The sequence below is a fragment of the Hydrogenophaga taeniospiralis genome (assembly GCF_020510445.1).
Classification (GTDB): Bacteria; Pseudomonadota; Gammaproteobacteria; order Burkholderiales; family Burkholderiaceae_C; genus Hydrogenophaga.
Map to the genome: position 1 here is coordinate 3,892,660 of NZ_JAHBAG010000001.1, position 26,398 is coordinate 3,919,057.

Annotated in this window: 23 protein-coding genes; 7 read left to right on the plus strand and 16 right to left on the minus strand. The window is 68.9% G+C overall.

The genetic code is table 11. The annotated features are described in order from the left end of the window. Nucleotide 1: 1 nt before the first annotated feature. The 9 genes from KIH07_RS18715 to KIH07_RS18755 form a co-directional block, all read right to left on the minus strand. Complete coding sequence (locus KIH07_RS18715) at nt 2-1,240, minus strand: dihydrolipoamide acetyltransferase family protein (RefSeq protein WP_226493405.1); 1,239 nt, start codon at nt 1,238-1,240, stop codon at nt 2-4. A gap of 6 nt (nt 1,241-1,246) precedes the next feature. After that, a complete protein-coding gene (locus KIH07_RS18720) occupies nt 1,247-2,239 on the minus strand; it encodes an alpha-ketoacid dehydrogenase subunit beta (protein WP_226493406.1) in 993 nt (330 codons plus the stop codon). Between the two features lie 46 nt (nt 2,240-2,285). Then, nucleotides 2,286-3,284: a pyruvate dehydrogenase (acetyl-transferring) E1 component subunit alpha gene (gene pdhA / locus KIH07_RS18725; protein WP_226493407.1), complete on the minus strand. Its 999-nt coding sequence runs from the start codon at nt 3,282-3,284 to the stop codon at nt 2,286-2,288. A 103-nt stretch (nt 3,285-3,387) separates the two neighbouring features. Continuing rightward, a complete protein-coding gene (gene acsA, locus KIH07_RS18730; RefSeq protein ID WP_226493408.1) occupies nt 3,388-5,151 on the minus strand; it encodes an acetate--CoA ligase in 1,764 nt (587 codons plus the stop codon). Between the two features lie 16 nt (nt 5,152-5,167). Continuing rightward, nucleotides 5,168-5,953: a slipin family protein gene (locus KIH07_RS18735; RefSeq protein ID WP_226493409.1), complete on the minus strand. Its 786-nt coding sequence runs from the start codon at nt 5,951-5,953 to the stop codon at nt 5,168-5,170. After that, complete coding sequence (locus KIH07_RS18740; protein WP_226493410.1) at nt 5,946-7,415, minus strand: NfeD family protein; 1,470 nt, start codon at nt 7,413-7,415, stop codon at nt 5,946-5,948. The genes KIH07_RS18735 and KIH07_RS18740 overlap by 8 nt, the downstream gene beginning before the upstream one ends. A gap of 165 nt (nt 7,416-7,580) precedes the next feature. Then, a complete protein-coding gene (locus KIH07_RS18745) occupies nt 7,581-8,504 on the minus strand; it encodes a ribose-phosphate diphosphokinase (protein ID WP_226493411.1) in 924 nt (307 codons plus the stop codon). Continuing rightward, nucleotides 8,504-10,075, minus strand: coding sequence for a thymidine phosphorylase family protein (locus KIH07_RS18750; protein ID WP_226493412.1), 1,572 nt, complete (start codon nt 10,073-10,075; stop codon nt 8,504-8,506). The genes KIH07_RS18745 and KIH07_RS18750 overlap by 1 nt, the downstream gene beginning before the upstream one ends. A 209-nt stretch (nt 10,076-10,284) precedes the next feature. Then, a complete protein-coding gene (locus tag KIH07_RS18755; protein ID WP_226493413.1) occupies nt 10,285-11,004 on the minus strand; it encodes a GntR family transcriptional regulator in 720 nt (239 codons plus the stop codon). Between the two features lie 78 nt (nt 11,005-11,082). Here KIH07_RS18755 and KIH07_RS18760 point away from each other — a divergent pair, with 78 nt between their 5' ends. The 7 genes from KIH07_RS18760 (at nt 11,083) to KIH07_RS25415 (ending at nt 17,226) form a co-directional block, all read left to right on the plus strand. Then, nucleotides 11,083-12,468: an aromatic ring-hydroxylating dioxygenase subunit alpha gene (locus KIH07_RS18760; protein ID WP_226493414.1), complete on the plus strand. Its 1,386-nt coding sequence runs from the start codon at nt 11,083-11,085 to the stop codon at nt 12,466-12,468. Beyond that, on the plus strand, nt 12,465-13,943 hold the full coding sequence (locus KIH07_RS18765) for a glutamine synthetase family protein (protein WP_226493415.1): 1,479 nt from the start codon (nt 12,465-12,467) through the stop codon (nt 13,941-13,943). The genes KIH07_RS18760 and KIH07_RS18765 overlap by 4 nt, the downstream gene beginning before the upstream one ends. 14 nt (nt 13,944-13,957) lie before the next feature. Then, nucleotides 13,958-14,281, plus strand: a complete 324-nt coding sequence (locus KIH07_RS18770; protein ID WP_226493416.1) for a 2Fe-2S iron-sulfur cluster-binding protein — start codon at nt 13,958-13,960, stop codon at nt 14,279-14,281. Nucleotides 14,282-14,432: 151 nt separating this feature from the next. Next, entirely contained in the window at nt 14,433-15,131 is a 699-nt protein-coding gene (locus tag KIH07_RS18775) for a fumarylacetoacetate hydrolase family protein (RefSeq protein ID WP_226493417.1), read from the plus strand. Nucleotides 15,132-15,336: 205 nt separating this feature from the next. After that, a complete protein-coding gene (locus tag KIH07_RS18780) occupies nt 15,337-16,389 on the plus strand; it encodes a TRAP transporter substrate-binding protein (RefSeq protein ID WP_226493418.1) in 1,053 nt (350 codons plus the stop codon). Nucleotides 16,390-16,475: 86 nt separating this feature from the next. Then, nucleotides 16,476-17,030 (plus strand): NUDIX hydrolase, encoded by a 555-nt coding sequence (locus tag KIH07_RS18785; protein ID WP_226493419.1) that lies wholly within the window; start codon nt 16,476-16,478, stop codon nt 17,028-17,030. 61 nt (nt 17,031-17,091) lie between these two features. After that, nucleotides 17,092-17,226, plus strand: a complete 135-nt coding sequence (locus KIH07_RS25415; protein ID WP_264182090.1) for a hypothetical protein — start codon at nt 17,092-17,094, stop codon at nt 17,224-17,226. Here the strand turns inward: KIH07_RS25415 and pcaF are convergent. The 7 genes from pcaF to boxC all read right to left on the minus strand — a co-directional run bounded on the left by pcaF (nt 17,210) and on the right by boxC (nt 26,255). Continuing rightward, the gene (gene pcaF / locus KIH07_RS18790) at nt 17,210-18,412 is read right to left on the minus strand and encodes a 3-oxoadipyl-CoA thiolase (RefSeq protein WP_226493420.1); all 1,203 of its coding nucleotides are present in this window, start codon (nt 18,410-18,412) and stop codon (nt 17,210-17,212) included. The two genes, KIH07_RS25415 and pcaF, sit on opposite strands and share 17 nt — an antisense overlap. Further along, on the minus strand, nt 18,409-18,858 hold the full coding sequence (locus KIH07_RS18795; RefSeq protein ID WP_226493421.1) for a MaoC family dehydratase: 450 nt from the start codon (nt 18,856-18,858) through the stop codon (nt 18,409-18,411). The genes pcaF and KIH07_RS18795 overlap by 4 nt, the downstream gene beginning before the upstream one ends. Next, nucleotides 18,855-20,369, minus strand: a complete 1,515-nt coding sequence (locus KIH07_RS18800; protein ID WP_226493422.1) for a 3-hydroxyacyl-CoA dehydrogenase — start codon at nt 20,367-20,369, stop codon at nt 18,855-18,857. The genes KIH07_RS18795 and KIH07_RS18800 overlap by 4 nt, the downstream gene beginning before the upstream one ends. After that, complete coding sequence (locus tag KIH07_RS18805; protein WP_413465771.1) at nt 20,366-21,184, minus strand: enoyl-CoA hydratase-related protein; 819 nt, start codon at nt 21,182-21,184, stop codon at nt 20,366-20,368. Before KIH07_RS18805 ends, KIH07_RS18800 begins: the two co-directional genes overlap by 4 nt. Next, nucleotides 21,184-22,509 carry a benzoyl-CoA 2,3-epoxidase subunit BoxA gene (gene boxA / locus KIH07_RS18810; protein WP_226493423.1) on the minus strand — a complete coding sequence of 442 codons (1,326 nt, stop codon included), beginning with the start codon at nt 22,507-22,509 and terminating at the stop codon, nt 21,184-21,186. The genes KIH07_RS18805 and boxA overlap by 1 nt, the downstream gene beginning before the upstream one ends. A 491-nt stretch (nt 22,510-23,000) precedes the next feature. Then, a complete protein-coding gene (gene boxB, locus KIH07_RS18815; RefSeq protein WP_226493424.1) occupies nt 23,001-24,428 on the minus strand; it encodes a benzoyl-CoA 2,3-epoxidase subunit BoxB in 1,428 nt (475 codons plus the stop codon). Between the two features lie 144 nt (nt 24,429-24,572). Further along, a complete protein-coding gene (gene boxC / locus KIH07_RS18820) occupies nt 24,573-26,255 on the minus strand; it encodes a 2,3-epoxybenzoyl-CoA dihydrolase (protein WP_413465773.1) in 1,683 nt (560 codons plus the stop codon). Nucleotides 26,256-26,398 lie beyond the last annotated feature (143 nt).

Consider the following 26,398-nt stretch of genomic DNA (forward strand, 5'->3'; position numbering starts at 1 on the left):
TTCAAAGGTCTTGGGGTGATTGCAGGGCCCGCTCAATGGCCGCGAGCAACCGGCCCCCCAGGTGCCCGTCGCTGGCGCGGTGGTCCGCGGCGAGCGTGACGTTCACCACCGGGCGCACCTGCACCTGGCCATCGACCACCCAGGGGCACGGCACCACGCGGCCGAAACCGACGATGGCGACCTGCGGCGGGTAGATCACGCCCAGCACACTCTGCGCGCCACGCTCGCCCAGGCTGGTGACGGTGATGGTGGGGTCGGTCAGCTCGGAGCTGCGCAGGCGACCGCTGCGGGCGCGCTGCACCAGGTCGCTCAGGGCCGCCATCAGCTCGGTCAGGGAGGCCCGGTCGGCGTCGTGGATGGCGGGGGCCACCAGCCCCCCGCCGCGCAGGGCAATCGCCCAGCCGACGTGAATGCCCGTAGCGGCCCGGAAGGCGCCGTTTTCGTAGAAACCGTTGAGCTGGGGCACCTCGCGCAGCGCCCGCGCCGTGGCCTTGAGCAGCAGCACCGCGCCGAGCAGGCGCTGCTCGGGCGGGCGCTCGCGGTTCCAGGCTTCCAGCCAGTCCGAGGCGGCCATGAAGTCGATGTTGTCGCTGAGGTAGTAGTGCGGAATCTCGCGCTTGGAACGGCTCATGGCGGCCGCGATGGCCTGGCGCATCTGGACGGCGTCGAAACCGCTGGCACGCGTGTGTGGTGCAGCCGCCGCGCCGGGCGCCTGATCGGGCGCAAACGGCGCCTGGGCCGCTGCCCGGGCCACGTCGGCCAGCGTGACCATGCCGCCCACCCCACTGCCTGGCAAGGCATCGGGGTTCAGGCCCAGCGCCCGCGCACGCTGCCGCGCCGCCGGGCTGACCCGCGCGCGCCCCGTGGGCCCGACCGGCGGTGGCGGTGGCGCCGCGAACGCCGGTGGCGCCACAGCGGCATCCCGCCCGCCCGCGTCGGCCCTGGGTGACGTGGGTCCAGGCCGCTGTGTCACAAGCCTGCCGGCCGGCGCGGGAGCCCCTGGCGCACCCTGTGGCCTCACCTGCGCCAGCACCGCGCCCACCGGCATGTCCTGATCCAGCGCCGCCAGTTGATCGATCACGCCGTCGAGAAAGACTTCCACGTCGATCGCGCCCTTGTGGGTTTCCACCACGGCCACCACGTCGCCCGATTTCACGCGGTCGCCCGGCTTCACCAGCCACTGGACCACCTTGCCCGTTTCCATGTCGGCGCCCAGCGAGGGCATGAGGAAATCGGCCACGCTGTGCTACCCCGGGTTCACCAGGCCGCGTGCGGCCGCCACGATGTCGCTCACCTGTGGCAGCGAGGCCTCTTCCATCTGTGCCGCATAGGGCACCGGCACCTCGCGGCTGCAGACGCGGCGCACCGGGGCATCGAGCTCGTGCAGCGCGTCTTCGGCCAGTCGGGCGGAGATCTCCGCCGAGATCGAGCCGCTTTTCCAGCCCTCGTCCACGATCACGCAGCGGTGGGTGCGGGCCACGGATTCGATGACCGCGGCGATGTCCAGCGGACGCAGCACACGCAGGTCGATCACGTCGGCGCTGATGCCCTCGCCCGCCAGCGCGTCGGCCGCAGCCAGGCACTTCGGCAAGCTGTTGCCGTAGGTGATCAGGCTCACGTCCGAACCAGCGCGCCGCCGTCTGGCGTGCGCGATGTCCACCGCCGTGACGGCCGGATCGATCTCGTCTTCGGCGTTGTAGAGCACCACGTGCTCGAACAGCAGCACCGGGTTGGGGTCGGCCAGCGCCGCCGCCAGCATGTGGCGGGCGTCCTCCACCGTGGCGGGCGCCAGCACCTTGAGCCCCGGTATGTGCGCATACCAGCCCTCCAGGCTGTGCGAGTGCTGGGCCGCCAGCTGCCGGCCGCCGCCCGTGGCCATGCGGATGACCACGGGCACGGCAAATTGCCCGCCCGACATGTGCGACAGGGTGGCCGCGTTGTTCATGATCTGGTCCAGCGCGAGCATGCTGAAATTGCAGGTCATGATCTCCACGATGGGCCGCAGACCGGTGAGCGCCGCGCCGATGCCCGCGCCCACAAAGCCGTTCTCCGCCAGTGGCGTGTCGCGAATGCGGTCGGGGCCGAATTCCTCCAGCAGGCCCTTGGTCACCGCATAACACCCGCCGTACTTGCCCACGTCCTCGCCCATCACGAAACAGCGGGGGTCCGACAACAGTGCCTCGCGGATCGCCTGCCGACAGGCTTCGCGGTAGGTCATCTTCATGGGGGTCGTGTTCATCGCACCTCCTGCCGAGTCGCCACCCAAGGGATGCAAGCGCGGTGGGTCATGCCGCCTGCTCCTGCACGACGCTGTCCATCAGGACGAAGCGTTCCAGTTCGGCCACCGGCTCCAGCGTGCCCGCCTCGGCAAAAGCCACGGCGTCGCCGATCTCGGCGGCGATGCCTGCGTCGATCGCGGCCGCCTCGTCGGGGCTCAGCAAGTGGTTGTCCTCCATCCAGCGGCGCAGGCGCTCGATCGGGTCGCGGCGTTTCCAGCTTTCGATCTCCTCGCGCGTGCGGTAGGCCTGGGTATCGAACATCGAGTGCGCGCGAAAACGGTAGGTGCGGCATTCCAGGAAGAAGGGCCCCTGGCCGGCACGGACGTGATCCACCGCCCGGCGGGCTGCCGCGGCCATCTGCACCGGCTCCATGGCGTCGACCTGCGCACTGGCCATGCGGTAGGCCTCGGCCTTGCGGAACACATCGGTCTGCGACTCCGCGTCCTTCAGGGGCACGCCCATGGCGTACAAGTTGTTTTCGCAGACGAACAGCACCGGCAGTTGCCAGAGGGCGGCCAGGTTCATGCTTTCGTGAAACGCTCCCTCGGCCACCGCCCCTTCGCCGAAGAAGCAGGCGGTGAGCGCGCCCGGGCGCAGCTGCTTGTCGGCCATGGCGATGCCCACGGCCAGCGGCAGGCTGCCACCCACGATGGCGTTGCCGCCGAAGAACCGCCGTTCGCGGTCGAAGATGTGCATGGAGCCACCACGCCCGCGGCAACAGCCTTCGAGCTTGCCCAGCATTTCGGCCATCAGCGCCCGCATGGGCACGCCGCGCGCCAGCGCCTGGCCGTGTTCACGGTAGGTGGCCACCACCGCGTCGCGTGCCTCCAGCGCGGCCATCACGCCCACGGCCACCGGCTCCTCGCCGTCGTACAGGTGCAGGAAACCCCGGATCTTCTGCGCCTGGTAGAGCTCGACGCACTTGGCCTCGAAGCGGCGGATGCGCAACATCTCCCGGTACAGGTGGTGCAGGTGCGCGCGGTCCAGATGGAGCTTGTCGGTCATGTCGTGGCCTCAGTCATCAGCGGGCCTGCCGCCGGGCCGCCCCAAGGCAGGACCAGCCCCCCGGGGGGGCAGCGACCCGCGGAGCGGCGGAGCGTGGGGGCTCTCATTTCTTTTCGTCGCTTTCCAGCGTGGACAGATCGCCCTCGGGCAGACCGAGCTCGCGCGCCTTGAGCAGGCGGCGCATGATCTTGCCGCTGCGCGTCTTGGGCAGGTTGTCGCGGAAATCGATCTGCTTGGGCGCCACCGCCGCGCCCAGGCGCTTGCGGGCATGGCCCAGCAGCTCGCGCCGCAGCGCCTCGCTCGCCTCGTGGCCCGGCTTGAGGGCCACGAAGGCCTTCACCACCTCGCCCGCCATCGGGTCGGGAATGCCGATGACGCCAGCCTCGGCCACGGCCGGATGTTCCATCAAGGCGCTCTCCACCTCGAAGGGCCCGATCAGGTGGCCGGACGACTTGATCACGTCGTCGGCACGGCCGACGAACCAGTAGTAGCCATCGGCGTCCCGGCGCACCAGATCGCCCGTGAGGTACCAGCCGTCCACGAAGCACTTGCGGTAGCGCTCGTCCTCGTGCAGGTAGCCGCGCATCATGGACGGCCAGGGCGTTCGCAGTGCCAGTTCGCCATCCACGTCGGGCGTCGCGATCGGTTCGACATGCCCGCCCTCGGTCCGGCGCACGACCGCGGCGACGATGCCCGGCAAGGGCTTGCCCATGGAGCCGGGGCGGATGTCCATCGCCGCGTAGTTCGACACCATGATGCCGCCCGTTTCGGTCTGCCACCAGTTGTCGTGGAACGGCAGGCCAAACGCCTCCAGCCCCCAGACCACGGCCTCCGGATTCAGCGGCTCACCCACACTGGCCATGAATCGCAACGCCGACAGATCGACACCCTTCAAGGCCTCGGCGCCGAGCTTCATCATCATGCGGATGGCGGTGGGCGCGGTGTACCAGACGCTCACGCGCTCGCGCTCGAGCACGCCGTACCAGGTCTGCGCATCGAACTCGGCCTCGACCACCACATTGGTCACGCCGCAGACCAGCGGCGCGATGACGCCATAGCTCGTGCCCGTGACCCAGCCCGGGTCCGCCGTGCACCAGAACACATCGTCGTCGTGCAGATCGAGCGCGTAGCGGCCGGTGACCATGTGCGCCAGCACGGCGGCGTGCACGTGCACCGCCCCCTTGGGCCGGCCGGTGGTGCCGCTGGTGAAATGCAGCAGGGCCATGGACTCCGGATCGGTCGGGGCGATGGTGTAGGCGGTGGGGGCGGGTGACACCAGCGCTCCCCAAGGGTGCACCCCACCCTCGTCCGACGGCACCGCACCCACCACGATCACATGCCGCAGGCCGGGCAGGCGCTCGCGCAGATCCTGCACCTTGCGTTGGTACAGCTCCGGCGTCGTGACCAGCACGCGCGCGTCGCCCAATTCGGCCCGCGTGACGATGGGCTCGGGCCCGAACGCCGAAAACAGCGGCGTCACGACACAGCTCGCCTTGAGCGCGCCCAGCAGCGCCACGTACAACTCGGGCAGGCGCCCCATCAGGATGAACACGCGCTCGCCGGGCTGTACTCCCAGGTGTTCGAGCGCATTGGCGAACTGGTTGGTGGCCCGCGCCAGGTCCGCGTAACTGAACTCGCGCCGCTCGCCGTTCTTGCCCAGCCAGCGGATCGCGGTCTTGTGGCCCCGGCCGTGCAGCACGTGGCGGTCCACCGCCTCGTGGGCGATGTTCAGCCCGCCGCCACCGGGCAGACCATCAAGCTGCCCCAGTGCCTCGGGCCAGCTGAACCGGGCGACCGTGGCGTCGTAGTCGGTCAGGTTGGGCGGTGACGCATGAACCTCGGGCTTGTGAATGGGTGCATGTGCCATGGACGGTCTCCTGGATTCACTCGCGTTGGGCCGGCGGCGACGTCGGCTGGGGTGTCTGCAGCATACGCCCCAGCAGGTCCATCGGGAGCGGGAATACGATGGTCGAGGCGCGGTCGCCGGCCACCTGGGTCATGGTCTGCAGGTAGCGCAGCTGCATGGCCTCGGGCTGTTGCGCGAGCATCCGCGCCGCTTCCAGCAGGGAAACGGCCGCCTGCTTTTCGCCTTCGGCGTGGATCACCTTGGCGCGCCGTTCGCGCTCGGCCTCGGCCTGGCGCGCAATGGCGCGCACCATGGACTCGTTCAGGTCGATGTGCTTGATCTCGACGTTGGTCACCTTGATGCCCCAGGCGCCGGTCTGCGCGTCCAGGATCTGCTGCACGTCGAGGTTCAGCCGCTCGCGCTCGGCCAACATTTCGTCAAGCTCGTGTTTGCCCAGCACCACACGCAAGGTGGTCTGCGCGAGCTGGCTGGTGGCCATGAGGTAGTTTTCCACCTGGATGATGGCCTTGTCGGCCGCCACCACGCGAAAGAACACCACCGCGTTGACCTTGACCGACACGTTGTCGCGCGAGATCACGTCCTGCGGCTCCACGTCCATGGTCACCACGCGCAGATCGACCCGCACCATCTGCTGCAGGCCGGGAATCACGAGCACCAGGCCCGGGCCCTTGACCCTCCAGAACCGGCCCAGCTGGAACACCACGCCGCGCTCGTACTCGCGCAGGATGCGAAACGACGACGCCAGCAGGATCAGCACGACGGGCACGAGAACCGTGCCCAGCCCCAGGTTGAAATCAAACATCGTGGGTGCCTCCTTCCGATGGGTGGGGAGATGGGGGCGGTGTGGCGGCCTCCGGCCGCACCTGCAGCAACAGGTCGTGCAGGGCCTCCACGCGCACGCGCTGCCCGGGTCGCAGCGCAGTGTCAGCGCGCACCTGCCAGCGCTCGCCACGGACCTCGGCCCAGGCCTGACCGTCCTGCACCTGGACCACCTCGCCCAGGGCGCCGATCATGTCTTCGCCTCCGCTGACCACGGGGGCGCGGCGCGCCCGCAGCGCCATGCCACCACCCAGCAGCACCGCGGCCCCGGCGGTGACGGCGATGCCGAAGAGCAGCGGCAGCGGCACGCCCATGCCGGGCACGTCGCGGTCGAACAGCAGCAGGCCGCCGGCGATGAACGCCACGACACCGCCCACGCCCAGCACGCCAAACGACGGCGACAGCAGCTCGGCGGCGAGCAGCGCAAAACCGAGCAGGATCAGGGCCAGGGCCGCGTAGTTCACGGGCAGCAACTGCAGCGCGAACATCGCGAGCAGCAGGCAGACCGCGCCCACCGTGCCGGCCAGGCCGAAGCTGGGCGAGGAAAACTCGAACATCAGGCCGTAGACCCCGATCATCAGCAGGATCAGCGCCAGGCTGGGGTTGGCGATCACGCCCAGCAGGCGGTGGCGCCAGTCGGGGGGCTGGGCGACGGTGCCCAGGCCACGGGTCTGCAGGCGCAGTTCGCCACTGGCCATGCGCACGGTGCGCCCGTCGATCTGGCGCAGCAGGTCCGGGAGGTCGCTGGCCACCACGTCGACCACCTTCTCGCGCAGGGCCTCGGTCGCGCTCAGGCTCACCGCTTCGCGCACCGCGCGCTCGGCCCACGCCACGTTGCGCCCGTGCCGGATGGCCAGGCCGCGGATGAAGGCGGCCGCGTCGTTGACCTGCTTGGCGGTCATGGCGTCCGCCGGCGCCGCGGGGGCGGGGGTGCCGGGTTTTCCGGGCTCCCCTTTGGGAGCCGGATCGGCCTCGGGCCGCTCCCTGGGGGGCTGCGGCGCGCCGGGCATGCCAATGGCCACCGGCGTGGCCGCGCCCAATGTGGTGGCCGGCGCCATGGCGGCGACGTGGCTGGCGTAGAGGATGTAGGTGCCGGCGCTGGCCGCGCGCGAGCCCGGCGGGCTCACATAGGTGACCACGGGCACCGGCGAAGCCAGCACGGCCTGGATGATCTGGCGCATGGAGCTGTCCAGCCCGCCCGGGGTGTCGAGCTCCAGCACCACCAGGGGGGCGCCCTGCCGCTGGGCGCGCTGCAGGCCGCGAACGATGTAGTCGGCGCTGGCCGGCCCGATGGCGTCGTGCACCGTGAGCACGGTGGCCACAGCGGCGGCATGCGCGGCGAACCCCGCCAGGCCCAGCAGCAGCGCCAGCAGTGCACAGCGCCCCGCAGCGCCGAAGGCTCGCCCGCCAGACGCCGCAGCATGCACGACCCGATCGAACCGCATCGCACCTCCTGCAGGAAGGACAACGAGCCCACTGTAAGAGCCTGAGGGGCATCCTGCAAGCCAACCACCCGGGGACGGCGCTGACATGGCTGACATGCTTCATCGCCGCCGGGGTGGCGGCGTCACCGCCCTACCCGGCGTGCCCCACGCCCCGCCGCGAGGCGTTCAAGCCGCGGAGCGGCCGACCGCAACGAGCTCGCGCAGCACCTCGGCCACCACCGGCACGATGCTCACCGTGTTGCTCGGGTGCGGGATGCAGTCGGTGCTCCAGATCTGGCCCGCGCCCGCTTCGCGGATGAGCCGCACCGCGTCGGCGGCGAACAGCGCGTGCGTCACGGCCACGTCCACCGAGGCCGCGCCCGCCGCGCACAGCAGCCGCGTGGCCTGCGCCACCGTGTGGCCCGAGCTGGCCACGTCGTCCATCAGCACCACCTGGCGCCCCGCCACGGGCAAGGCGGGCAGTTCGATCTCCACCTCGTGGTCGCCGTGGCGGGTCTTGCGACACACCGCGTGGTCCCAGCCAAAGCGCTGCGCGGCGCTGGACACCCATTGCAGCGACTCCTCGTCGGGCCCGATCAGCACCGGCCGCACCCGGTTGCGCGCGATGTGGTCGGCCAGCAGCGGCGCGCCGCTGAGCACGATGGCGTCGCGCACCGGCACGGCCTCGCTCAGCATGGACACACGGTGCAGGTGCGGGTCCACGGTGATGACCGCGTCGAACAGGCTGGCGAGAAAACCGCCGATCACGCGCTGGCTGACCACCTCGCCGGGGTTGAAGGCGATGTCCTGGCGCATGTAGGCCAGGTAGGGCGCCACCAGCGTGAGGTGCTGCGCGCCGAGCTGGCGCGCCGTCTGCGCGGCCAGCAACAGCTCGACCAGTTTTTCGTTTGGCTGGTGCAGGCCGCGCCAGAGCACCACGCGGGCCGGCAGGGCTTCGGGCAGGCGCAGGCGCAGCTCGCCGTCGGGAAAGCGGTGGCGCGCAATCACGGCCAGCTTCAGCCCGGCCGCGTGGGCGGCGCTGGCCGCGATGACCCGCTCGTTCTCAAAACACAACAGGCAGCCGGCCAGATCGTTCAGGGGTGTGCTCATCAGAACTCCACAAACACGTGGGGCAGCTGCTCCGCGCTGCCGATGCTGTAGCCGCTGGCGCGCGCGCTGGCCTGGCGCGCGAATTCGAGGTCGGCGGCGTAGCTGGCGTACACGCGGTAGAGCACCTCGCCCGCGACCACCGGCTCGCCCAGCTTGCGCAGCAGGTCCACGCCCGCGCCCTGCACCTTGGGCGCGCCGGCCAGCCGTGCGATGAGCGCGATCTGCAGGTTGTCGATGCCCGCCACCAGGCCCGACTCGGGCGCCACCACGTCCAGCGTGAGCACTCCCAGCGGGGGGTGGTGGTGATCGAACCCGTGCGAGCCCTGGGCCTCGATGATGGCGCGCATCTGCGCCAGCGCGCGGCCCGAGTCGAGGATGTCCCGCGCGATGCGAAAGCCGTCGCCACCGCGCACGTCGGGGCTGCATTCGATGATGCGGCCCGCCAGCCGCAGCGACTTCTGCCGCAGGTCGTTCGGGGCCTGCGGGTCGTTTTCCAGCACCTGCATCACATCGCGCGCCTCCAGCACCGGTCCCACGCCACGGCCCACGGGCTGCCGGCCGTCGGTGATCACCACGTCCAGCGAGAGGTGCAGGCGCTGCGCCACATACTCGAACAGGCGGCGCAGGCGCTGCGCCTCGGGCATGGAGCGCACCTTGGCCGTGGGGCCGATGGGAATGTCGAGCACCAGGTGGGTAGCGCCGGCGGCGATCTTCTTTGACAGGATGGAGGCCACCATCTGCCCCGGCGAGTCGATGGACAGCGGCCGCTCGACCGAGATCAGCACGTCGTCGGCTGGCGAGAGGTGGGCCGTGCCGCCCCAGGCCAGGCAGCCTTTGTGCGCGCGCACGATCTCGGTGAGGCGGTCGAACGGCAACTGCACATTGGCCAGCACTTCCATGGTGTCGGCCGTGCCCGCGGGCGAGGTGATGGCGCGCGACGAGGTCTTGGGGAACACCAGGCCGTAGGCCGCGACGATGGGCACCACCAGCATGGAGGTGCGGTTGCCCGGGATGCCGCCGATGCAGTGCTTGTCCACCACCAGCGGCTCGTGCCAGTCGAGCCGGCGGCCCGCGGCCACCATGGCTTCGGAGAGGAAGTACACCTCCTCGCGGTCGAGCTCGCTGCGGTTGCTGGCGACCACGAAGGCGGTCAGTTCGATCTTGGAGTAGCGCAGCTCGGCGATGTCGCGCACGATGGCGTGAAAGTCGTCTCGGCCCAGGCGCTCGCCGTTGATCTTGCGAAACAGCGCGGGAATGGACTCGGGCGGCTCGGCCTGCGAGACCGAAGCCGGGTGGCCGTCGAGCACTTCGAGCTGCCTGAAGGCGTCTTCCGATACGCCCAGCTGGTGGCGCCCGACGATGCTGGCGTCGTCCACCACGTTGAGCGTGGCCAGGATGCGTTTGCCGTTGGCGCGCACCTCCACCTTGGACAGGGCCTGGAAACCCTCGGCCCGGTAGACCGCGCAATCGCGGTGCAGGTAGGCCACGTTCTCGTGGTAGGTGTCGATGGCCACGCGGCGCAGCACGAGGCTGCCACGGCAGGGGGTGTCTTGTTCCGGTTGGGCGCTCATGTCGGCACGATACACCCCCGAAAGACCCGGGCTTCGGTTTTCACAGCTCCGCAGCACCCCCCCGAGGCATGAAACGTGCCCTGGGACCACCTCCCTCTCCGGCGCGACATGTCTTCCCCCCAGGATGCGGTGGAACCGGCTTCGCCGGGCCACTCGCATCGCCCCCTGGGGGTGACGGCCCGCAGGGCCGGCGCAGGGGGGCCCCGTCCTCAGCCCACGACCAGCCGCATCCCGGGCATGAAGCGCTCGGACTCGGCGCGCCGCTCCAGCGCCAGCCGCATGTTCATCTGCGCCACCTCGGTGTGCTCCACCGCGAGGGCCTGTGCACGCGCGCCCTCGCCGCGCTGCAGCGCATCACACAGCATGTGGTGCTGGCGGTGGGCGTAGAGCATCCAGTCGCGGTCCAGCGCCACCGTGCCCTGCATGGGCAGCATGGCCGAGGCGGGGGCGAACGGCAGCTTGTCGTTGAGCGCCACGGCGCGCTGCAGCGCCCGGTTGCCGCAGGCCTCCAGGATCAGCGCGTGGAAGCGGTCGTTCATGGCCGCGTAGGCGGCGTAGCTCTCCATCGTCAGCGGCTGGGCCTGGAGCAGGCGATCGCCCTCGTCCAGGCAGGCCTGCAAACCGCCCTGCAGCTGGCGCGAGACCCCGTGTTCGGCCACCAGGCGCGCCGCCATGCCTTCCAGATGGCCCCGCACCGCGATCGCGTCGGTCACCTCCTGGGCGGTGAACTGGCGCACCAGGTATTTGCCGGTGTCGTTGGCCTCGACCAGCCCCTCCTGCTCCAGCGTGACCAGCGCGGCGCGCACCGGCGTGCGCGAGGCCCCCAGCCGCTCGGCCAGTTGCTGCTCGGCCAGCCGCTGGCCGGGCGCGAACTCGCCGCTCAGGATCAGGTCGCGCAGTTGCATCAAAACGGTTTCTTGCAGGCTCATGCCGCAAACTGTACACTGAATTAATAAAATGGGATACCGTTTTACCATCACCCACTCGCCCGCCCACAGGAGACCCGCATGAAAGCCGAACTGAACCAGCGCATCACCCAGGTCGGGCCGGGCACACCGGGCGGTGAGCTGCTGCGCCGCTACTGGCAGCCGGTGGCCCTGCTCGACGAGTTCAACCCCGCGCTGGACCCGGCGATGGGCGTGCGCCCGGTGAAGGCGGTGCGGGTGCTGGGGCAGGACTTCGTGCTGTTCAGGAACGCACAAGGCGCCTTCGGTTTGCTCGACCGCGACTGCCCGCACCGCGGTGCCGACCTGGCCTTTGGCCGCAACGAGGGCGACGGCCTGCGCTGCCCCTTCCACGGCTGGAAGTTCGACGTGTCAGGTCAGTGCACCGAGACCCCGGCCGAGCCCGCCGGCAGCACGCTGTGCACCCGCATCCAGCAACGCAGCTACCCGCTGGTGGAAAAAGCGGGCGCGCTGTTCGGCTGGTTCGGCCCCGAGGGCAGCACGCCACCGCCCTTCCCCGCGCTGGACTGCTTCGAGGCGCCCGCCACGCACAGCTTCGTGTTCAAGGGCCTGTGGCACTGCAACTGGCTGCAGGCGTTCGAGGTCGGCATCGACCCGGCGCACGCCTCGTACCTGCACCGCTTCTTCAACGACGCTTCGCTCGAAGACAGCTACGGCAAGCAGTTCCGCGGCGCCAGCGTGGGCGAGGTGGGCGGCGAGCGCTGGCCCATGACCAAGGTGATGCGCGAATTCGGCCAGCCACAGATCAGCTTCACGCAGCAGCCCTACGGCATCCAGCTGACCGCCCTGCGCCCCATGACCGAGGCGCTCACCCACGTGCGCATCACCAACGCGGTGTTCCCGCAGACCTTCGTGATCCCGCTGTCCGAAACCATGACGATCACGCAGATGCACGTGCCGGTGGACGACACGCACAACTACTGGTTCGCCTTCTTCACCAGCTTCGCCGATCCCGTGGACAAGAACACCATGCGCAACCAGCGCCTGGACGCCGTCACCCTGCCCGACTACATCCCGAAGTCCGGCCGCCACAACCACTGGGGGTTCAACGCCGAAGAGCAGCGGAGCCGCACCTACCTCGGCATGGGCGAAGACGACATCAACGTGCACGACCAGTGGGCCTGCGAGAGCATGGGTGCGATCCAGGACCGCACGCGCGAACACCTGGGTACAACAGACAAGGTGATCATGGCGAACCGGCGCATGTTGTTGCAGGCCATGGACACCGTGGCCGCAGGGGGCACACCGCCCGGCATCGCCGACCCGGCACAACACGCCAGCATCCACGGCCCCGACACGGTGGACGGCATCGCCCCCGCCGAGGGCTGGCAGGCCTGGTGGCAAGACGCCGTGCGCGCCAAGCGCGCGGGCGCGCCCTGGCAGAACGCCGCCGCGCAGCCCGCCACCGAAACGGCCGGCGCGAAATGAGCCCTTTCGCCCAACGCTGCGGCATCCACGACGCGGCCCGCGAAGCCGCCTGCCTGCAGACCGCCCAGCTCATCGAAGCCAGCGGCGTCCAGCGCGTGCGCCTGGGCTGGTGCGACGCCCACGGCATGCTGCGCGGCAAGACGCTGATGGCGCACGCCGCGATCAAGGCTTTGCGCGACGGCGTGGGCATGGTCGGTACGCTGATGCTCAAGGACACGGCCGACCGCACCGCGTGGAAGGTGTTCGAGGCCGGTGGCGCGGACGACCTGCCCGGGTTTGCCGGCGCGGCCAACCTGATGCTGCTGCCCGACCCGGCCAGCTTCACCCCCCTGCCCTGGCAGGCCCACACCGGCTGGCTGCGCTGCCAGCCCTGGTTTGCCGACGGCACACCCGTGCCGCTGGACACGCGGCGCGTGCTGCAGCGGGCGCTGGCGCGGCTGGCCCAGGCGGGCTATGGGCTCAAGACCGGGCTCGAAGTGGAATTCCACATCTACCGCATCACCGACACCGCGCCCCAGCTCGACCCCGAGCTCGCCGCCTGGCCCGGCCTGCCGCCGCAGGTGGAGATGATCCACCCCGGCTACAACCTGCAGGCCGAGGCCCTGATCGACCTGGCCGACGAGCCGCTGGCCATCGTCATGCGCACCGCGCAGGCGCTGGGCCTGCCGCTGCAGTCGCTGGAAATCGAGCTCGGCCCGAGCCAGGTCGAAGCCGTGTTCGACGCCACCGACGCCCTCACCGCGGCCGACCAGATGGTGCTGTTTCGCAACGGCGTGCGCCAGGCGCTGCGCCGCGCGGGCTACCACGCCACCTTCATGTGCCGCCCGCCGTTTCCGAACATCATGTCCAGCGGCTGGCACCTGCACCAGTCGCTGGTGGACCTGAAAACCGGGGCCAACGCCTGCGTGCGCGAAGCGCCCGCAGCGGGCAGCAGCCGCGCCGACGCGCGCCACACGCTGTCGGACGCCGGCACCCACTGGCTCGCCGGCCTGCTGGCCCACGCCCCCGGCATGACGGCGCTGTGCACGCCCACCATCAACGGCTTTGCCCGCTTCCGCCCCAACGCGCTGGCACCTCAGAGCGTGATCTGGGGCCAGGACAACCGCGGCGCCATGCTGCGCGTGGTGGGGGCGGCGGGCGACAGCGCCACCCGCATCGAAAACCGCATCGGCGAACCGGCGGCCAACCCCTACCTCTACATCGCCGCGCAGATCCACGCCGGGCTCGACGGCCTGGAGCGCGGCCTCACGCCCCCGCCCGCCTGCGAAACCCCCTACGCCGACGGTTTCGAGAAAATCCCCGGCACACTGGGCGATGCGCTGGACGCCCTGCGCGACGACGCCGCACTCAGCCAGGGCCTGGGCCCCGACGTCGTGCGCTACTTCCGCCGCATCAAGCGCAGCGAAATCGACCGCCACGCCCAGGCCGACGACAAGGCCGATTTCGAACGGCGCGAATACTTCAGCCGCATCTGAACCCTTCCACCACCATGATCCACATCCGATTCATCGCCGCCGACCAGTCGGTACAAGACATCCAGGCCGAACCCGGCCAGAGCCTCATGAAGGCCGCCGTAGACGCCAACGTGCGCGGCATCGAAGCCGACTGCGGCGGCACCCTGACCTGCGCCACCTGCCACGTCATGGTCAACGCGCCCTGGATTCACCAGCTGCCGCCCCCAGTGGCCGACGAGGGCGACATGCTGGACTTCGCCGCCTGCCCGGCCCAGCCCGACAGCCGCCTGAGCTGCCAGATCGTGCTCACGCCCGAGCTCGACGGCCTGGTGGTGCGGTTGCCGGAAAGGCAGCATTAGGCTCCCCCCGCGCCGCCTGCGGCGTCACCCCCCAGGGGGCGATGCCTGCGGCCTGGCGGAGCCAGTTCCGCGGCATCCTGGGCGCGGGCACGTGCGCCGGAGGCACACTGTGCTGCTGCGAGTCTTCCTTAACCACCCTTCCATCCCCCTTATGACCTCCTACACATTCACCCCGCCCCCCGTCGTGTCCGTGCCTGTGGTCGGCCGTGCCGAGCGCTTTCCGGTCCACCGCATCTACTGCGTGGGCCGCAATTACGAAGAACACGCCAAAGAGATGGGCTTCACCGGCCGCGAGCCGCCGTTCTTCTTTCTCAAGCCGGCCGACGCGATCGTGGTCGCCGAGCCGGGCCAGGTGGCCACCATCCCTTATCCCAGCCTCACGGCCAACCTGCACCACGAGATTGAACTGGTCGTGGCGATCGGCCGGGGCGGGCGCGGCATCAAGGCCGAAGACGCCGCCAGCCACATCTACGGCTACGCGGTCGGCCTGGACATGACGCGCCGCGACCTGCAGACCGAGATGAAGAAGCAGGGCCGGCCCTGGTGCATCGGCAAGGGCTACGACCAGTCGGCCCCCATCGGCCCGATCAACCCCGCGGCAGACGCGGGCGACATCCACCACGCGGCCATCTGGCTGCAGGTCAACGGCAGCGACCGCCAGCGCAGCGCGGTCAGCCAACTCATCTGGAACGTGGCCGAAACCATCGAGCACCTCTCCAACGCCTGGGAGCTGCAGGCCGGTGACCTGATCTACACCGGCACCCCCGCGGGCGTGGGCGCGGTGGTGCGCGGCGACACCATGAGCGGCGGCATCGACGGATTGAGCGGCATCACCGTCCAGGTGGCCTGAACCCGGCCCGCCAGCCCCGGGTTTACCCCCGGGGGCTCCTTCCTATAATTCCGCAGGGGTGAATTGGTTTTACAAAAATAAATCACGCAAACCACGCCCGCGATCCCGTTTGCGGGTTTGACCCCTGCCCGACGCGGTGCGAAACCCTTACCGTTGTCGGGTCTTGCCTTCCCTCATTTTTCGACCGACCCCAGGAGACCTCCCCATGATCCAGCGCAGAACCCTGCTTCAATCCGGCGCCGCCGTGGCCTTTGGCGCGCCCGCCCTCGTCGGCTTTGCCCAGCAGACCGTCACCCTCAAGTTCCACACCTTCATGTCGCCGCAGTCCAACGTGTGGCTCAACATGCACAAGGCCTGGATGGACAAGGTCACCAAGGACTCCGACGGCCGCATCAAGTTCGAGGCCTATCCCGCCATGCAGCTGGGTGGCTCGCCGGTGCAGCTCTACGACCAGGCCAAAGACGGCGTGGTCGACATCGTCTGGACCCTGCCGGGCAACACCCCGGGCCGCTTCCCGCGCATCGAGGTGTTCGAGCTGCCGTTCATGATGAACAACGCCGAAGCCACCTCCAAGGCCTACTGGGAATACGTGCAGACCGTCGCCAAGGACGAGTTCAAGGAAGTGCAGCCGATCGCCCTGCAGGTGCATGGCCCGGGCATGTTCCACATGCGCAACAAGCAGGTCAAGACCGCCGAAGACCTCAAGGGCTCCAAGGTGCGCGGCCCGACCCGCCAGATCACCAAGATGCTCGGCTACCTGGGCGCCACGCCCGTGGGCATGCCGCTGCCGCAGATCCCCGACGCGCTCTCCAAGGGCGTGATCGACGGCTGCGTGATCCCCTGGGAAGTGGTGCCTGCGGTGAAGGTCCAGGAACTGGCCAAGTTCCACAGCGAGTTCGACCCCTCGGGCGGCGCGCTCTACACCACCACCTTCATCCTGGCGATGAACAAGGCCAAGTACTTCTCGCTGCCGCCCGACCTCAAGGCCGTCATCGACAAGAACTCGGGCCTGGAAACCTCGGCCTGGCTGGGCAAGGTGCAGCAAAGCGGCGACAAGCCGGGCCGCGAGTCCGCCGTGAAACTCGGCAACACGATCCACACCATCCCCGCGGCCGAGGCGCAGGAATTCAAGCGCAAGGCCCGCCTGGTGGAGGTGGAGTGGGTGCAGGACATGGACAAGCGCGGCTTCAACGGCAAGCAGCTGCTCGACACCGCCAAGGCCCTGATCGAAAAGCACGGCAAGACCACCAAAGGCTGAGCGCCACCCGCGCCGGGGCCCGCGCCCCACGCGTCTTGAAGGGCTCCGCAAGGGGCCCTTTTTCATTTCCCCCTACACTTTGCGGCATGCACCGCAGCCCCATCCAGCACTGCAGACAATGCGGCGCCGCCGTCAGCTACCGCATCCCCGACGACGGCGACACCAAGCCCCGCGCGGTCTGCCCCGCCTGCCACACCATCCACTACGAAAACCCGCTCAACGTGGTCGGCACCGTGCCCGTGTGGGGCGAGACCGGCGAATACGTGCTGCTCTGCCTGCGCAACATCGAACCCCGCCGGGGCAAGTGGACGCTGCCCGCGGGCTTCATGGAACTGGGCGAAACCACCGCGCAGGGCGCGGCCCGCGAGACCGACGAAGAAGCCGGCGCGCAGTTCGAGATGGGCGAGATCTTCACCCTCATGAACGTCGCGCGGGTGGGTCAGGTCCACATGTACTACCGCGCGCGCCTGCTCAGCACGCAGTTCAACCCCGGCACCGAAACCATCGAAGCCCGGCTGTTCACCGAAGACCAGATTCCCTGGGACGAGATCGCCTTTCGCACCGTCAAGGAAACGCTGGAACACTATTTCGCCGACCGGCGCGCGGGCCGTTTCGGTTTTCACGCCTTCGACATCGCCTGAGCGCAGCGGCTGAGCCCATGGCGTTCGCACCGATGGGCTTGACCGGTCGCGCCCCGCAGGCATGACAGCCCTCGAAGCCCAGATTGGCTGGCGCGGCGCCTGCCTGGCCTGGGCCGGGCTGCACCTGCTGGTGGGCCTGCCACTCAACCTGGCGCTGCCCCGCGCCGCGGCCCTGGACTTCAGACCCGTTCGATGACCAACGCGATCCCCTGCCCCACCCCGATGCACATGGTGCACAGCGCGTAGCGCCCGCCCGTGGCGTGCAGGCGGTTCACCGCCGTGGTGGCCAGGCGCGCGCCGCTGGCACCCAGCGGGTGGCCCAGCGCGATGGCGCCGCCCCAGGCGTTCACGCGTTCATCGTCGTCTCTCAGACCCAGGGTGCGCAGCACGGCCAGGCCCTGGGCGGCGAAGGCTTCGTTGAGTTCGATCACGTCGAGCTGCTCCAGCGTGAGGCCGGTGAGGGCCAGCACCTTCTGCGTGGCCGGCGCCGGGCCCATGCCCATGATGCGCGGGGCCACACCGGCCGTGGCCATGCCGACGATGCGGGCCTTGGGGGTCAGACCGTTCTTCGCCGCCGTGGCTTCGTCGGCCAGCAGCAGGGCGCAGGCGCCGTCGTTCACGCCGCTGGCGTTGCCGGCCGTCACGCTGCCGTCCGGTTTGACCACGCCCTTGAGCCTGGCCAGGGCTTCGAGGCTGGTCTCGCGTGGGTGTTCGTCGGTGTCCACGATGAGGGCGTCGCCCTTCTTCTGCGGGAGGCTGACCGGGCAGATCTCGCGCGCCAGGTGGCCGGCTTTGATGGCCACCACGGCTTTCATCTGGCTGGCCAGGGCCATGCGGTCCTGGGCTTCGCGCTCGATCTTGAACTCGGTCGCCACGTTTTCGGCGGTTTCGGGCATGGAATCGACGCCGTACTGGGCTTTCATGAGTTTGTTAACGAAGCGCCAGCCGATGGTGGTGTCGTAGACGGCGTTGTTGCGGCTGAAGGCGCTCTCGGCTTTGGGCATGACGAAGGGGGCGCGGCTCATGCTTTCCACGCCGCCGGCGATCATGAGGCCGGCCTCACCGGCCTTGATGGCGCGGGCGGCCGTGCCCACGGCGTCCAGGCCGGAGCCGCACAGGCGGTTGATGGTGGCGCCGGGCACCTCCAGCGGCAGGCCGGCGAGCAGGCTGCTCATGCGGGCGACGTTGCGGTTGTCCTCACCGGCCTGATTGGCGCAGCCGTAGAGCACGTCGGTGATGGCGGCCCAGTCCACGCTCGGGTTGCGCGCCATCAGGGCGCGCAGCGGGATGGCGCCGAGGTCGTCGGTGCGCACGCTGCTGAGGGCGCCGCCGTAGCGGCCGAAGGGGGTGCGGATCGCGTCGCAGATGTAGGCCTGGGTCATGGGGTGTCCTGTTGGGGAAGGTGGAACAGGCTGGTCGCTTCGAGGTCCAGCACCTCGTGGCCGGCCGCGTTGAAGAGTTGCCAGCGCCAGCGCAGGATGCCGAGCGTGGGCTTGCTGCTGGCCCGGCGTGTGTCGATCACCGTCGCGCGCAGGCTCAGCCGGTCCCCGGCGCGCACCGGGTGTGGCCATTTCACGTAGGCCAGCCCTGGCGAGGCAAACGACTCCGAGCCCTGCAAGGCCGCGTCGGCGACCAGCCGCATGGCGATGCCGCAGGTCTGCCACCCGCTGGCGATCAGCCCGCTGTGGATGCCGGCAACGGCCGCTTGCGGATCGGTGTGAAACCACTGGGGGTCGTACCGTTGCGCAAAGTCGATCAGCTCGGCTTCACCCAGCTCGTAGGGCCCCGCCTCGATGACCTGCCCCGCATGGAATTCGACGAACTTCATGTGTGTTTCCTTCTGAGCCAGGGGCTGACACGGTAGCGCTCACCGCGGTAATGCGCGTCGAGCGCCTCCAGCACCTGCGTGACGCCAGCCACGCTCCAGCGCGCCAGCCACTCGAACGGCCCGGCCGGGTAGTTGACGCCGAGCTTCATCGCGGCGTCGGCGCCTTCGGGGGTGCACACGCCTTGCAGCACGGCGTCTGCGGCTTCGTTGATCAGCATGGCGATCGTGCGCGCCACCACCAGCCCGGGGGCATCGGCCATGGGCACGGGCACAAAGCCGAGTGCGGTAAGCCACGCCGGGGCCTGCTCGCGCCAGTCGGCCCTGGCCTGCGGTGCCACCGCATAGGCGAGCGCGCCGCCGGGAGCCGCTGGCCACAACAGCGGGCGGTCGAACACCGCCACATCGGCAACCCCTTCACGCGCCGCGATCTCACCCGCGGTGCGTCCATCCGTCAGCACGAGCCGGGCGGCGCCGATGGCCAGGCCCACCCAGGCGCTCTGTCGCTGGCGCGAGGGCGCTGCGTCGCCGGACAAGCGGCCCTCGGCGACGAGCTGTTCCAGCCGGTCGGCGATCTCGCCGTCGCCGTGCACGGTGACGGGTCCCATCGCCAGCGGCACCTCGGGCGCGGTTGCGGGCAACGCCGGCACGCCCTCGGGGTAGGTGTAGAAGCCGCGCCCGCTCTTGCGGCCCAGCAGGCCACCGTCCACCAGCTCGCGCTGCACCAGCGAAGGCACGTAGCGCTTGTCGCCAAAGTTGGCCTCGAAGACCGAGTTCGTGACGGCGAAGTTGGTGTCGTGGCCGATCAGGTCCATCAGCTCACAGGGCCCCATGCGAAAGCCCGCCGCCTTCAAGCAGGCGTCCAGGCGCTGCGGCGTGGCCACCTGCTCCTGCAGCAGGGCCAGGGTCTCGGCGTAATACGGTCGCGCGATGCGGTTGACGATGAAGCCCGGCGTGCTCCGCGCGTGCACCGGCACCTTGCCCCAGGCCACGCTCAGGGCTTCGATGGCCTGTGCCACCGCGGCATCGGTCTGCAGGCCGGACACCACCTCCACCAGCTTCATTTGCGGCACGGGGTTGAAGAAATGCATGCCCACGAAACGCTCGGGCCGCTGCAGGCCGTTGGCGATGGCGGTGACGGAAATCGACGAGGTGTTGGACGCCAGGATGGCGGTCTCGCCGACCACCGACTCCAGTTGCCGGAACAGGCTGCGCTTGGCATCGAGGTTTTCGACGATGGCCTCGACCACCAGTGCGGCGCCCGCGGCCGCGTCCAGCGAGCCGATGGGCTCGATGCGCGCCAGTGTGGCCACCGCGGCCTCGGCGGTGATCCTGCTCTTGGCCACCAGGCCGTCGAGCGTCGCCGCGAGCTTCGACTTGGCCTGCGCCGCGGCACCCTCGCGCATGTCGAACAGAAACACCGGGTGGCCCGCCTGGGCCGCTACCTGCGCGATGCCCGCGCCCATAATGCCGGCGCCGACAACCAGCACCGGCGCGTTGTGGAGAGGGGTCATGTGGCGCTCGGAATCCAGGTGGCGGGCCGTTTGGCGAGGAAGGCGGCGAAGCCCTCGCGCGCCTCGTCGGTGCCGCGCACGCGGCCGATGGTCTGTGCGGTCAGCTCGCGCGCTTCGGGCGTGATCGGTCCGACCTGCAGCTGAGCAAACAGCTGCTTGATCTCGCGCTGGGCGTTGGGGCCACCGGCGAGCAGCTCCTGGACGGTCGCATCCACCGCAGCGTCCAGCGCCTCCGGCGGCACCACCTGCTGCACCAGACCGATGGCCAGCGCTTTCGCGGCACCGATGCGTGTGGTGGTGAGGGCCAGCCACTTCGCCTGGCGCTTGCCCACCGCGTTGGTCACATAGGGGCCGATCACGGCCGGCAGGATGCCGAACTTCGCTTCGCTGACGGAGAAACTGGCGTTGTCGGCGGCCACCGCGACATCACAGGCGCAGGTCAGGCCGACGCCCCCGCCGAGCGCCGCGCCCTGCACCCGCGCCACCGTGGGCTTGGCGCAGGCTTCGATGCGCGCCAGCATGCCGGCAAAACGGCGTGCGTCCGCCAGATTCCATTCATGGCTCGCGGCGCTGGCGCGCTGCATCCACTGCAGGTCGGCCCCCGCGCTGAAATGTTTGCCATCGCCCGCCAGCACGATCACGCGCACGGAAGGATCGGCCTCCAGCTCGGTGAACGCAGCGTCGAGTTCGCCGATCATGGTCTCGTCGAAAGCGTTGAACACCGCCGGGCGCGACATGGTGACCTGGGCCACGCCAGGGGCGCGCCGCGAAACGACCAAGGTATCAAAAATGCTCATGTCCGTGGGTCCGTTCATCAATAGGTTTCCAGGTGCAGCCGCCCCTCGCGCCTGAGCGCCGCGCCGATCTGCTCCCAGCTCAACCCGGCCTGGGTCGCCACATCGCGCAGCGCCAGCACCACACCCTCTTCCATGCTCTTCAAGCCACACACGTAGAAATACGTGTTCGGGTCCTGCAGCAGCACGGCCAGGTCGGCCGCGCGCTCGCGCATCGCGTCCTGCACGTAGCGTTTGGGTTTGTTCTTCTCGCGCGAGAAGGCGAAGTGGGTGTCGATGAAGTCCTTGGGCAGGTTCTGCAAGGGGCCGAAGTACGGCAGTTCTTCTTTCGTGCGCGCACCGAAGAACAGCATCAATTTCCCGCCCTCGAACTTGCCGCTTTGCCGCAGGCGCCGGCGCCACTCCGTCATCGCCCGCATGGGCGCGCTGCCCGTGCCGGTGCAGATCATCACGATGTTGGATTTGGGGTGATTGGGCATCAGGAAGCTGGTGCCGAAGGGCCCGATCACCTCGACCGTGTCCCCCACCTGCAGGTCGCACATGAAGTTGCTGGCCACACCGCGCACGGGCTGGCCCTGGTGGTCTTCGAGCACGCGCTTGATGGTGAGCGACAGGTTGTTGTAGCCCGGGCGCTCGCCGTTGCGCGGGCTGGCGATGGAGTATTGGCGCGGGTGGTGCGGCCTGCCCTGGGCGTCGGTGCCGGGCGGCACGATGCCGATGGATTGGCCTTCGAGCACGGGGAAGGGCATGGCGCCGAAGTCGAGCACGATGTGGTGGGTGTCGTAGTCGTGGCCGGCCTGTTTGCCCACTTCGGTCACGCGCACATTGCCGGTGACGGTGGCGGTGACGGTCTTCTGCGCGGCCTTGGGGCCGTAGAGGTTGGTGTAGGCGTGAGCGGCGCTCCAGGGCGGGATGATCGATCCGTAGGCGGCGGACTTGAAGCTTTCCTGGCCGCTGGGGTCGGTGGCGGGTGTTTCGGCGGCGGTTTCGGTCTCGGCTTCGGTCTCGGTGGTTGCGGGTTCGGCCACATCGGCCACTGCATCCCCCACGAGTGCGGCGCGCTCGGCCGCCGTGAGTTCGGCCGGCAGGTTGTCCCAGCTCAGCTGTTCGGCCAGTGAGTAGGCCTTGATGCGCGGCATGGTGCGGTAGTTGTCGATGGAGCCGGTGGGGCACGGCGAGATGCAGTCGTTGCACCAGTTGCATTTGTCGGCATCGACCACGTAGTTGCGCGAGTCGTGCGTGATGGCCTGCACCGGGCAGATGGATTCGCAGGTGTTGCAGCGGATGCAGATCTCGGGGTCGATCAGGTGCTGCTTGATCACAGCCGATGCGGCGGGCGCGTTCATGGGGGGTCTCCGTGGGGGTGTTTTGGGCAGTGTATTTCTGGGTGCTTGGCTTGTTTCGGGGTGCTACTTTTGCCTGGTTGCTGCGCTGGTCTTTTTCGGGCTTCTGGGTTGGCTTTGGGTCTTTCTCTGGCCTCTGCTTTTGCGTTGGCCTGGCGCCGCGCGACGCGGTGCGGCCGACTCCGTTCGTGTCCCCCGCCGGCCTGCGGCCAGCTCCTCCTTGACCTCACTGCGCCAGCCACACCGCGTCGCGCTGGTGGGCGCTCGCGCAGAGAGAAGAGACAGCTCCCCCTTCTGCGCCAAGGCCGCCCCTCCGGAGCGCATGCCCTAACCGGGAATGCCGCAGAACCGGCTTTGCCAAGCTGCGTCTCCGGAGCGCGGGCCTTAACCCAGGATGCCGCGGAACTGGCTTTGCCAGGCCGCAGGCATCGTCCCCCCTTCAAGCGCCGAAGGCGCGCCAGAAAGGGGGGAAGCCGCGAAGCGGCGCAGGGGGGTTATCCGAATCTCACATACTCGAAGTCCACCGGCTGCCGGTTGATGCCCATCACCGGCGGCGCAATCCAGTTGGCGAACTTGCCCGGGTCGACCACGCGGCCCATCAGGCTGGCGACAAAGGCGCGGTCGCCCTCGCTGGGCAGCCAGTGGTCGCGGTTGGCGGCCCATTCCGACTCGGACACCACGCGGCCGTCGGGTGCGACCTTCACGCCCTTCAAGAGGCCGATGTTGCGGTGGAAGGCCTTGTGCGGCACGGTCAGGCGGAACGGGATGCCGGCCTTCTCGATCACCTTGTTCCAGCGCTCCACGCCGCCGATGCTGTCCTTGATGTAGTCGTCGCGCAGCACCTCGTTGAGCGCGTTGAGCATGGGCACTTCTTTTTCGACGAGTTGGCCGTTCTGCACGTTGAGCACTTTGTAGAACTGGCCTTTGAGCACGTGGTCGTCGGTGCGTTTGCCTTCTTCGTAGCGGCCTTTCAAGCCGGTGGAGTAGAAGGTGGCGGCGTTGCTGGATTCGTCGGCGCCGAAGAGGTCGATGGTGACGCTGAAGTGGAAGTTCAGGTAGCGCTGGATGGTGGGCAGGTCGATCACGCCGGCGGCGCGCAGCTTGGCCGGGTCGTCGGTCTTGAGCTCGTTCATCACCTGGCAGGTGCGGTTGATGACGCGGCTCACACCGCTCTCGCCCACGAACATGTGGTGGGCTTCTTCGGTCAGCATGAACTTGGTGGTGCGCGCCAGCGGGTCGAAACTGCTCTCGGCCAGGGCGCAGAGCTGGAACTTGCCGTCGCGGTCGGTGAAGTAGGTGAACATGAAGAAGCTCAGCCAGTCGGGCGTCTCTTCGTTGAAGGCTTCGAGGATGCGTGGGTTGTCGGCGTTGCCGCTGTTGCGCTCCAGCAGGGCCTCGCCTTCTTCGCGGCCGTCCTTGCCAAAGTACTTGTGCAGCAGGTAGACCATGGCCCAGAGGTGGCGGCCTTCTTCGACGTTGACCTGGAACAGGTTGCGCAGGTCGTACTGGCTGGGGCAGGTCAGGCCCAGGTGGCGCTGCTGCTCGACCGAGGCCGGCTCGGTGTCGCCTTGCGTCACGATGATGCGGCGCAGGTTGGCGCGGTATTCGCCGGGGATGTCCTGCCAGGCGGCTTCGCCCTTGTGGTCGCCGAAGTGGATCTTGCGGTCGGCCTCGGCGGGGTTGAGGAAGATGCCCCAGCGGTAGTCGGGCATCTTGACGTGGCCGAACTGGGCCCAGCCCTGCGGGTCCACGCTGATGGCCGTGCGCAGGTAGACGTCGAAGTTCTGCGAGCCGTCCGGGCCCATATCGTCCCACCATTTGAGGTAGTTGGGCTGCCACTGTTCCAGCGCGCGCTGCAGCGTGCGGTCTTCGCTCAGGTTGACGTTGTTGGGGATCTTGTCGCTGTAGTCGATGGTGGACATGGGGGTCTCCTGCGGGTGGGTGAGCTGTAGCGGATGGCGGTCGAGAGAGGTGGCGCAAATGCGGGGATGCGGTGGAACCGGCTTCGCCGGGCCACTCGCATCGCCCCCTGGGGGGTGACGCGCGCAGCGCGGCGCGGGGGGTACTTAAACCCTGTTGAAATCGAAGGCCGCTTTGTCGCCCTTGCCGTAGACCTTCAGGGCGCCTTTTTCTCCCACGGCGTTGGGGCGCTGGAAGATCCAGTTCTGCCAGGCGGTCAGGCGCCCGAAGACGCGGGTGGCCATGTTTTCTTTCTGGGCGAAGCGCAGGTTGGCCTCCAGGCCGGTCAGGGCGTCGGGCGACATGGCGGCGCGCTCTTCCAGCGCCAGGCGCACCTCGTCGGCCCAGTCGATGTCGTCGGGCGCGGCGGTCACCAGCCCCAGGGCGAAGGCGGCGTCGGCGTCCAGGGCCTGGCCGATGGCGCCGCGCGCGGCTTGCATGGGGCCGGCTTCTTCGTAGAAGCGGCGCTGCAGGCGCGACTGGTCGTTCACCATGGGCAACGAACCAAAATTTTCATCGGACAAGGTCAGTCGCGGCGCTTTTTCAGGCTGATCTGGCAATGCCAGCATGTAGGTACGGTCGGCGCAAAAGGCCAGCTCAGCCAGCGTCCCGGCAAAACACGAACCCTCATCGATCAAAGCGAACAGGCTGCGAGAAGACACGTCCAGACGCGCGAAGGTGCGGCGCAGAAGCCCTTGGACCTCGCGAACCAACCAGTGATCGGCAAAGCGCTCGCGAAGCTGGTCGCACGCCAGCACAGCGGCGGCATCGCCCTCGGTTTTCAGGATCCAGGTGCCGATGTCGAGTTCGTTGGTGCGCAGGTTGAGGATGGCGTCGTCCAGTTCGCGGGCCATCTGCAGCGGGTACCAGGCGGCACCGGCGGCTTCGATGCCTGCGATGTCGGTGGGCTGGGCGCCGCTCGGGGCTTTGATGGTGAGGGTGGCGTTGCGTTTGGCGCGGTCGATGGCCACATTCACATAGGTGTAGGCCATGCCATCTTCGCTGTCGCTGCGTTCGATGCGAGGCAGGTTCACGCCTTTGGCGCCGGCCGGGCGGTCGCTCTGGGTGGCCAGTTTGGCGGCGCGTTCGCTCACGGCGGCGGCGAACTGCTGGGGCTTGGCCACGGCGTCGACCAGGCGCCAGTCCACGGCCTTTTGGCCGCGCACGCCTTCGCTGGTGGTACAGAAGATGTCGGCCAGGTCGTGGCGCACGTGGCGTTTGTCGGTCACGCGGGTCAGGCCCCCGGTGCCGGGCAAGACGCCGAGCAACGGCACTTCGGGCAGGCTGACCGCGCTGGAGCGGTCGTCGACCAAGAGGATTTCATCGCAGGCCAGGGCCAGTTCGTAGCCGCCGCCGGCGCAGGCGCCGTTCAAGGCGGCGAGGAATTTGAGGCCGGAGTGTTTGCTGCTGTCTTCGATGCCGTTGCGGGTTTCGTTGGTGAACTTGCAGAAGTTCACTTTCCAGGCGTGGCTGGAGACGCCGAGCATGAAGATGTTGGCGCCGGAGCAGAACACGCGGTCTTTGCCGCTGGTGACGACCACGGTGCGCACTTCGGGGTGTTCGAAGCGGATGCGGTTCAGGGCGTCGTGCAGTTCGATGTCCACGCCCAGGTCGTAGCTGTTGAGCTTGAGTTTGTAGCCCGGGCGGATGCCGCCGTCTTCGTCGATGTCGATCGCCAGGGTGGCAACCGCGCCATCGAAGGCGAGTTTCCAATGGCGGTATTCGCTGGGGGCGGTTCGGTAGTCAACCATCTGAGCCTGGCGCGTGACGAAGGGATCGGGAGCGTTCATGGGGCCATTCCTAGGGTAAATGCAAGATGCTGCGGGCTGGATTTCATGCATCATAGTGCATTATTTTGCGCCAGGTCAAGCATTTTAATGCATCACTTAACCCACCAGCTCGCAGCCTGCGCACCTGCCACACCCTGCGGACG